This is a genomic window from Clostridium sp., assembly GCF_032552055.1.
Classification (GTDB): Bacteria; Bacillota; Clostridia; order Clostridiales; family Clostridiaceae; genus Clostridium.
Genome location: NZ_JAWGSV010000392.1, coordinates 1 through 1,693 on the forward strand (window position 1 = coordinate 1; position 1,693 = coordinate 1,693).

At 23.4% G+C, this 1,693-nt stretch carries 1 protein-coding gene; it reads right to left on the reverse strand.

The genetic code is table 11. The features are described from left to right. Positions 1–1,693, reverse strand: a 1,693-nt coding sequence (locus E6248_RS15840; protein WP_316341730.1) for a hypothetical protein, incomplete at both ends; no start/stop codon positions are given.

The following is a 1,693-nucleotide window of genomic DNA, read 5'->3' on the forward strand; positions in this document are numbered from 1 at the left end:
TCAACAGGCAACGAATTTATATATTCTGCTGTCATATCGTTGCTAACATGTCCCCTTAATTTTCTAGATAAAAAATAAGCTAATTTGTGTAATTCTGTTTTACTTGATGTATATTCATAATAATTACTTATAAAACTTCTATTGAGTGCTATACTAGTGAAATTAGGTAAGTTATCACTCTTTTCTAAAAATTTCTTTATGTCTTTTCCATTGGGATTATATTTTTTAAAACAATAAAATAATGCTTCTTCAGAATTTTCTACTCTATGTTTTTCACACAATAAAAGTAATGTAGAAAATACTAACTTATAAGGTTTAAACACTTGAAATATTATTTTATTACCAGTTTTATGAGCCACAAAATGATTATCCGTAAACATATTAATTATTAATTCAACTTCATAATTGTTTAATTTATTATTCTTAAACCAAAAAATATCTTTCTGAAACTCAGCTCCTTCTGAAAATGATGGAAATGACAATATATCACTTGATCTCCATGCAGTACAAAAGTGAAATAATGAATATAGCCATATTTGAGCATACTTAGGATTATCTATTGCATAATTAATATGCAATGAATAATTTAAAACATATTCAGCATATTTCATAAACAGTTCATTGCTATACGCTAGTTTATCAACCTTACTTTTTCTTGCTTTCCTCCTAATTGTAGTATCATACTTGCATTTATCTTTTTTTTGTAATTTTACATAATTAGAGAATTTACCTAAGCAAATTGATGTAGAATCATTTTTTTTGATCTCTTCAAATAATAACTTTTCATGTTCAAACGAATTCAAATCAAATAATTCCTTTTTTCTTTTGTCCAATTTATTACATAATTCAATAAGTGCATTCCCATTTCTATGCACAATAGAAATTAATCTATTTGATTTAGACTTATTTATCTCTATCTTTATAAATTTATCAAATAAGTCTATTGTTTCTGAATAATTATTATTAATATTTATTCTATTTCTATAGTAATAGCAATAATATTTATATGTTGCCTCTTTATCATTATTTATAACAAGATTATATAGTTTTTCCCTTTTAGCTTTTTCCTCACATATTTTTACTCCTTCTTCTTTTAAACAATAATTTCTATTTCCATAGTTATAAACTTTTGAAATATTTTTTCGTATCCATTCAGCATGACATCCGTATTCTGATGCCAATTCTGAAATAGCACAATACTTGTTACTAAAAGCAAAAAAATGTTTTTTCTTATACTTTTCTATATCTTCTTCCTTGATAACATATCTAAATTCGCCTTCTTTAACTACAGTTTCAGTTAATGGAAATTCTCCTTCTTCTATTAATTTTAGTAAAGTAGTATTCGTTATATAGAGTGTTCTTGCAATATGTTCAAATTCTAAATTATATATAGAGTATTTTTTTTCTTTATATTTTTTATTTTCATTCATGTAATAATTATTACTTAATAAATCTTTAACACTATTTATTGATGAATAATAACACGCTCCAAGATAATATAAATTATCAATATTTTTAATTAAGTAATCAGATTTAACTCCATATATTTTAGCCAATGCACTTACTTTTTTATAATCTTCATCAAATTTAAAAAAATAGGTTTTTTTATATAAATCGATATCTTTCTGAGATATAAAAAACGATCTTGTTTTACCTCTTTTTTCATATTTAGAATTAGAGAATACTCCTATAT